Genomic DNA, 7,962 nt, shown 5'->3' with positions numbered 1-7,962 from the left:
TCCAAGGTGAAGGGATTAAAGCTGGGTGCGGAAGATTATATGGTAAAACCTTTTGAGATGCTGGAACTTCTGGTACGCATTGAGAAGGTACTGGAGAGGACGGGACGGGCCAAGAAAGTCTTAACGGTCCGGAACATCCTGGTGGACATGCAAAGCCATCAGGTCTACAAAGACGGGCTTCCGGTAAGCCTAAAGCCAATGGAATATGACCTCTTTGTGCTGCTCCTGCAAAATAAGAATATTGCGCTTGGAAGGGAAGAACTGTTAAAACGGGTCTGGGGAGAAGACTACCTGGGAGAAAGCAGGACGGTGGATGTCCATATCGGACAGCTCAGAAAAAAGCTGGAACTTTATGATGAGATCAGGACGATCCCGAAACTTGGATACCGTCTGGAGGAATAAGGATGAAGCTGTGGAAACGAACGGTACTTCTTATGCTGGTAACGCTATTATGTGCCCTGATCCCAGTGGGAACGCTAAGTCTTTATATCACAGGAAAACGAAGCCTCAATAATGCTGCAGAGACCTACGGAAGACAGCTGGAAAATGGCAAGATACTCCTGGAACAATTTTGGGATAACAGCAAATATGAGCAGATGTCCGAGACTGGAAAGCGGGCTTATATGGGCTTTCAGTTCCAGCGATGCTGTGGGGAAGGCATGGCTCTCATCGACCGAAAAAGCAATGCCGTCATTGAAAACCTGACAGATTATAAAGTTGTGGGGCTCGAAAACTTAGGCTTAAAGGATGAAGGAGATCCTTATGCCTACAAGATACAGAAACTGGGACAGAAATACCTCCTTCTCCAGCTGGAACCATTATCCAGACCGGAAGGATACGAAGTCCTCTCTGTTCGGGAAGTCACAGGGCTTTTTGCAGAGCTGAGACAGACCGCTGTCTGGTTTTTGGGAATTTATTTGTCTGTGTTCCTGATCGCCGGCCTTTTTATTTATATGATGATGCGAAGAACTGTGGAACAGATGGAGAAGCTACAGGAAGTGGCAGAGAAACAGGAGCTGCTCATGGGGGCACTTTCCCATGAAATGCGTACCCCGTTAACATCCATTATCGGGTATTCGGATACCCTGCGTCATGTAAAGCTGAAAGACGAACAGAAAGACCGGGCACTGGAACATATCAACCGGGAGGGAAAACGCCTGGAGGCTCTTTCCGGGAAGATGCTGCAGATGCTGGGGCTTTATCAGAACCATGCCATACAGATGGAAATGACCACGGCAGGTGATCTTTTAAACCATGTCATAGACATGGAAAAAGAACAGGCAGAAAAGAAAACGGTGCACCTCAGGATGGAATGTGAAGCTTTTTCCATGAAAATGGATCCGGCCCTGATGGAAAGCCTTCTGATAAACCTGATCGACAATGCCCTAAAGGCTACGGATGCCGGTGGAAGCATTTGGGTAAAGGCTTATGAGAAAGCTGGAAAAAAGATCTTTGAGGTGTCGGATACCGGAATGGGGATCCCGGGGGAAGAACTGGGAAAGATCACAGATGCATTCTATATGGTGGACAAATCACGAAGCCGAAAAGAAGGCGGATCCGGACTTGGGCTGGCACTCTGTGTGAAGGTGGCTGAAATCCATGGCGGATGCTTGAAAATCGAAAGCAGACAGAGAGAGGGGACCACGGTAAGAGCCATCTTCTGATTTACAATTTGTTTACATTTTGATGAATACATCGGCGAAGCAATATGGTACTCTTTTCTCATAAGAAGAGGGTACCTTTTTTAATACCGAAAGGAAAGGATGGAAAAAGGATGAAGAAAATAAGAATGTTTATGGGAGCCGTTCTGTGTATGAATCTTTTGACATTATCCGGATGTGACCGTGTTGTCCAGTCTGCTGTTGTGGAAGAAAAGAATCAGACAGAACAGAAAAATGAAGAGAAAAAGGAAACAGTTCAGAAAACCGTCGCAGAACAGGTAGAGGCACCGGAAACATACCAGACAACAATCCAAGCAGATCTAAGATCAGCGGACCGGGAGGATAAAGAAACCCCGATGAATTTTACCCTGACAGCGGATGCACCGGTAAAAGTCCCGGATGTAGATGCAATCTGTTTAAAAAAAGTAAAAAGGGTGGCGATTCCTGAAGAAGAACAGAATAAAATAAAAGACACATTCGGAAAAGGACAGCCCATGCAGGAAGAGAAGAATGAGAACGAACAGGCGGGGACATATACAGTAGATGGACTGACCTATCGGTATTCTTATACACAGAGTGAGCAGGTATCGGATGTGGAGGAACTCGGATTTGGGATAGCGAAGTTTATCTTTGACGATTGTGGAGACATGACCCTGGAATCGAGTGAGAAAAAAGAAAGGGAAGAACGCTTTCAAAATTATATAAAGGCAGGAAGCGGGAAAGTATCTGAAAAGGAAGCAAAGGAGAAGGTTTCAGGTCTTGTGTCCGGAAACTGGGAGATATTTGAAAGTTCCTCAAAAGCACTTACTGAAGGAAGCACTACCCTGGAAAAAGATGACTTCATTTTTGAACGGATGATAGACGGGGTTCCGGTTAATTATGTGAGGGAAACCTCTCTGCCTGTTAATGAACAGGCTCTTGAATGGGAAAACGAAGATGGAACACTTCATGAAGGACAGTCTGAAGGATGGGAAAATGAAGTACTGACGATGGACTTTTGCAGTGGGACACTTCAGAGTTTTCTGCACCGAAATCCCATAGAAGCATCGAATGCTTCCGATGAAAGGCTGTTCCTACTTCCTTTTGATGAGGTCAAGGATATCTTTGAAAAAACGATCACTTTGCAGGTCATGACAGAAGACAAGAATCGGCTGATCTCTGTCGATGGAGGAAGCCACTACCGTTATCCGTCCATTGATGCACAGAGTGCGGAGATAACCATAACAAAGGTACAGCTGGGTTATATGTGCATGCCAGACAGTGAAGGCAGCGATACCGAAGCAGTCCTGATCCCGGTGTGGGATTTTTATGGAACCTGGACATCCAAAGAGCCAGAGTATGAGTACGGAAATGGGGAGGATGGACCGGTCATGGGAGACGTGACGATGGATGCTGCAGGTGTTCCACTCCTTACGATCGATGCACGGGATGGAAGCGTAATACAAAGGATTCAGGCTGGATGGGCGGCTTCTATGGGTTCCAAGGATATAAAATAGAGTGTGAATTTCAATTTCTAATCAATGATGACCGAAAGACCTGGATTTTCAGGTCTTTCTGCTTTACAGGAAAAAGAAAAATACGTTATACTTTTCCTATAGAAAAAGGTTGGAGGAATATGTATGGCAGAAAAAATGGCAGAACGGATCGCAGAGATTTTAAAAGAACCTAATTTTCAAACGGCAGAGAAAGCACTGACAGATTTCTGCGGACCGATGGATGGGGAATTCAGGAATCTTCTGGTGGATATTATTGTGGAACGATGGATTGATACGCCTAAAGACGTACCGTTTTCCTATGCCCGCAGCATTTGGAATCGGAAAGATATAAATAGAGAAGAGTATCAGGCATTGCTGGAGGAAATCCGAAGCTATCCCATCGCACCGATCAACAAGGCAAAGATATCGGATTTTTTATGGGTTGTGGAAAATGATTTTTCAAATGCTAAAATAGCAGAAACGGCTTATTACGAACACTTGAAGAACACCGGTGCATTTGCAGATCATATCATGGCTATAAACCGGATCTTGTTTATCTCTAAAAAAATCCGAAGCAAGGAAATCAATGAAGAGGTGCGAAAGAATCTGCTGATAAAAGTATTAGAAGAGTATGATAACAGCAGCCACGCAAAAATTGGATATTTGATAAAAACTGCCATGGAGGAAAAAGTGGATACAGGATATCTGATCCCTTATGTGGAAAATATCTTGAAAACTTACGATGATAATAGCTGTGATGCACCGCTCATTGGTAAGTTTTGTGATCTGTTGGAAGAACTCTATTGCAGAAAAAATAACTGGCAGAAGAAAAAGTGTATTACTGAACCTAAACTGATTGCGATACGAAGACGTAAGATTCAGGCTATCCGGATGGAGGCTGAATATGCCGGGGCCTCTTCCAAAGGAAATTTAATGAGAAAGATTCACTATTTGAAAGAGGTTATTCAGTTGTTAAAGACCATACAGGGTACGGAAGAAGAAAGAAAGGCACTGTTGCAGGAAATAGCACAGATAGAAGAAGCTTCCCTTTCGGAGATGATGGTATGGAGTGATAAACAGGATGCCAGCGGCATTGTAAAAGAACTGTTCCGCCAACTGGAAGATCTTGATAAAGAAGAGGCATTATGTTATTTTGCTTCATTTCTTCCGATTCCGGTAAGAGAAAAGGTAAAGAATCAAGTATTAAATAGGACTGGGATCCTGAACACGATATTTCCAGCGGCAATCCTTGGAAAAGGAGGAAAATTAATTGCTAAAAGCAGGCCTGTGAAAAAGCCTGATGGAACAATCGATGAAGGTGCGCTTAAGGATAATATGGAGCGGACAGCAGCCATGGAGATGGATTATTTTGCACAGATTCTGGTGAGAAATACGTTTGAATATATTCGTTCCAGATTTGTGATCGAAGAGAGTGATGTAAAAAAGATTGTAGATGTAAGTTGTGCGATTCCAGAGGGGAGAAAAGAATCGTATACCAAGGGTCTTATGTTTGGCTTTTCAGGAGATTTTTTGACGGCGCTAAGTATCCTGATTCCACAGATAGAAAATGCAGTAAGATATCTGGCAGTGGAATGTGGAGAACCTGTTTACAACATGAATGAAGAAGGGATTGAAGAAGTAAAACCAATGCACGCTGTCTTAGAATTGGAAGGAGTAAAAGAAAGCCTGGATGAAGACCTTATATTTGCTTTAAATACGATTTTCTGTTCAAAATTTGGATTTAACATGCGCAACAATGTGGCACATGGAATGCTGGATGATCAGGCATTCCAGAGCTTTAAAGCTTTGTATATCTGGTGGTTTGCACTGAAATTTTGCTATCTATTCTGCGGAAAATTACAGGAGGAGAATAGAAGCAAAATAAATAAAAAGCTGAAACAGCTGATGGAGAAGAAAGATAATATGGATGAGAATTAATATAAAATGGTTGGACGGATGGTATGGTTTCCTTAAAAAGTGTTCGGAAGTATCTGGCAAGCATAGCGTTTGGATATCAAAACGCACTTTGGGGACGGCCTCAACCCCCGGAATGTGTAGCACTGAGAGTAAATCTATAAATATAATATGAATTATAAAAACACTCCAACTTATTAGTAGTCAGAGTGTTTTTCATAAACATATATTTTTAAATAAAAATATAGAGAAAGTATTTTGGTAGTTACGGATTTAAGAAAAACCAAAATTCATGTCCCTGGCATACAATATAGCGCTCCAACCATTCATTAAAAGGAAGGTTAAAACGATCGGTGTCAGGAGCTGGATAACATAAATAATCTTCTCTACCTTCTAATACAGCTTGTAAATCCATGGTTATATCACCTATATCTTGCAGAAAAAGAACGGGAAGATGATAGGTGAATTCTGGATCAGATAAAATGGGTGTATTATTCCAAACCTCTTTTTGATTAAGAGCTTCTTTTAAAGAGTAGATGGTACAGCTGACTAGAGAACTACCCTCTTCTCCACAAAAAAGCTCCATTCCATTTGAACAAGATAAAAAGGCTTTATACGAAGCGGGAAGTTTCATGTTGGGGAAGTGTTTTTCAAATAACTGAAATTCTTCAGAGGATACAGGTGGGTAAAATTTATGAGTTACTTTTATAGGTTCTTCATCACCTAAATGCCATTGATAGACCCAACCATTATTATCCATTTCATATTTTAAATTTTTGAAAATTCTGTGTATTGCATTTACATCTTCCATTATATCTCCTACTAATTTTTAAACAAGAAGTCATTGCCTAATGATGCGACATTCAAAGATAATCTCTCTTTATCATGTAATGAGGATATTTTTATATCAGATTAATCAATATTTTGATTTGACGCAAAAATGCTAAAATTGACGATTATTATCAATGTAAGCAATAACGTTCACATAAGTATTATTCTTAATTCATTTTTTACGCATAATTGTCCTTCTGAAAAATATTTGGATGTCAATTAGTACTTTGCTCAATAACGGAGAATAATTATAGCACGTTTTACGGTTTTTTCAATGATTTTTTGAGCATTTATAAGGCTATGAAAAAACATAATATTACTAGAAAACAGATACTGTAAGATTTGAGTAATTAGGTAAAAAAGATCGTATTTGGAAAAAATGGTAATGTTGTGCATATTTTCGATTTCTTTTCCTTGAATATAAATATAGTATCTCTATTTTGAAGTTTTCAGTATAAAATCATATAAATATATAATAAAATTTATTTATAAGCCCCCAAAAAGGACAATAAGAATCTTCAGACAGAAATACTACGTAATTGTCGAAAAAAATATTCAAATTGAGTATCTATATTTTTCAGTAAGAAGAGTTCAATAGTAAGTTCAAATATCCTTGCAGATAGCAATATCAGCAGAAAAAGTGTATAATTACAAGGAAAGAATTGATGAAAAAATTTATCTATGCAGAAAAATGTTGATGGATTGAGAGGTGATAAGTGTGAGAATTGATAAGATTTGTAAAACGTGTGGATTTGATTCCAATGGTGTGTGCGGCATGTATACTACATGCAAGGAAGGCGAAGAGTGCGATGACTGGGAAGCTTCTTTGGAGTATTATACCGAGATTACGAAAAAAGCACCTTGGTATATTAAGAAACCTTATGATCAATGTAAAATAAGTTATGAAAAATTTCTGGATCTTTTACAACAGGATGAACAGGGAGTCGGTGTAGAAATAAATATTTATGATGCGATTGAAAAAGTATATGAATTAAATTCGGTAGAACTAGCAGGGGTGTTAGATGTGTCTATGGGAGTATTGGGATATGCCAGCACTCAAAGAACGATACCAAAGAGAAAAAGACAATTTTCAAGCAGGCTACATATTCCGGAAAGCTTCTTTGATGAGTTTTTATCTACACAACTGGATGCATTAAAGAAATGTAGAGAAGAATTTCGTGATTGTTATGGGGACGAGCTGATAGAAAAATTTAAGCAAAATGGTTATGCTGCAATGGAAGCAAAGATAGAAAAACAAAATGCAGTCGATAAAATAAAAAATGAAAAGTATAGGGAAGAAAACCAGAACAGATATCAGTATAAGGAGAAGACAAAAATGTACCATGATCTATCTGATGATTACAAATCCAGGGACTATGTGATTGCGATAACCTTAAAAGAAGGCGATTATTATGGAAATATATTCTATGAATACAGCTCTGGAGGATATGGCTTGTCTGTGGACATAATGGAAGATATTTTGCAATTTATTGAAAATCTGGATTGTGAAGAAATCAATGAGTTAAACGAGGAAGGTCTCTTAAATAATAATATAGCCTTGCAAGCAGACATAAATGGCAAGGATATTCATTTTGAACTGAGAAATGATGCAGGGGAAAAGCTGGAAAAAACAATCCCGGAAGATGAACTGCAAAAATACATTGTTGGTTATGAAATGATCCGGTGCGATGGACGTGGAATGAAAAAGGAATGCAGAAAATGTGGTTCCTGCGAAAATTTTACACCGATAGAAGGCTGTGCAAAAGGAAACTGTTCTGTTAGAGGTGATATCATTCAGAGAAGCAGAATTATATGTTCCCATGATTATGTGTTGAAAGCAGATAAAGTATTATGTTAAAATCATCTCGTACTATCAATGGAAAAGATGATTGTATAGATTTACTATAGGAATTAGAATATATAAATTGTAAGGATATATTGTGTGATATTGCACTTTATATGATAAAAACAAGATAAAAACGCAATGCATATTTTTAAGATATGCTAGAGCTGGTAGGTAGCCCAGCCGTCCTATGTAAATAGGGTAAGTAACCTGCCCCTCCGGGTTGTCCATTCTTTGT

The 7,962-nt window shown here is 39.4% G+C and carries 6 protein-coding genes; 5 read left to right on the top strand and 1 reads right to left on the bottom strand.

The window, feature by feature from the left end:
• The 4 genes from WMO75_RS17960 to WMO75_RS17945 form a co-directional block, all read left to right on the top strand.
• The coding region (locus WMO75_RS17960) for a winged helix-turn-helix domain-containing protein (RefSeq protein WP_349078657.1) at positions 1-402 on the top strand (402 nt) is incomplete at its 5' end.
• A gap of 2 nt (positions 403-404) precedes the next feature.
• Positions 405-1,664, top strand: a complete 1,260-nt coding sequence (locus WMO75_RS17955) for a sensor histidine kinase (RefSeq protein WP_227222745.1) — start codon at positions 405-407, stop codon at positions 1,662-1,664.
• Positions 1,665-1,774: 110 nt separating this feature from the next.
• Positions 1,775-3,157, top strand: coding sequence for a DUF6034 family protein (locus WMO75_RS17950; RefSeq protein WP_227222746.1), 1,383 nt, complete (start codon positions 1,775-1,777; stop codon positions 3,155-3,157).
• Positions 3,158-3,280: 123 nt separating this feature from the next.
• Entirely contained in the window at positions 3,281-5,074 is a 1,794-nt protein-coding gene (locus WMO75_RS17945; RefSeq protein WP_173744219.1) for a DUF4209 domain-containing protein, read from the top strand.
• A 241-nt stretch (positions 5,075-5,315) separates the two neighbouring features.
• Here the strand turns inward: WMO75_RS17945 and WMO75_RS17940 are convergent, their stop codons facing one another.
• Positions 5,316-5,861 (bottom strand): SMI1/KNR4 family protein, encoded by a 546-nt coding sequence (locus tag WMO75_RS17940; protein WP_195456769.1) that lies wholly within the window; start codon positions 5,859-5,861, stop codon positions 5,316-5,318.
• Between the two features lie 738 nt (positions 5,862-6,599).
• Here WMO75_RS17940 and WMO75_RS17935 point away from each other — a divergent pair.
• Positions 6,600-7,739, top strand: coding sequence for a hypothetical protein (locus WMO75_RS17935; protein ID WP_227222748.1), 1,140 nt, complete (start codon positions 6,600-6,602; stop codon positions 7,737-7,739).
• Positions 7,740-7,962 lie beyond the last annotated feature (223 nt).

Origin of the sequence: Blautia intestinihominis, assembly GCF_040096655.1 — a bacterium.
GTDB lineage: Bacteria > Bacillota > Clostridia > Lachnospirales > Lachnospiraceae > Blautia_A > Blautia_A intestinihominis.
This window is presented reverse-complemented; position numbering and strand designations above follow the sequence as displayed.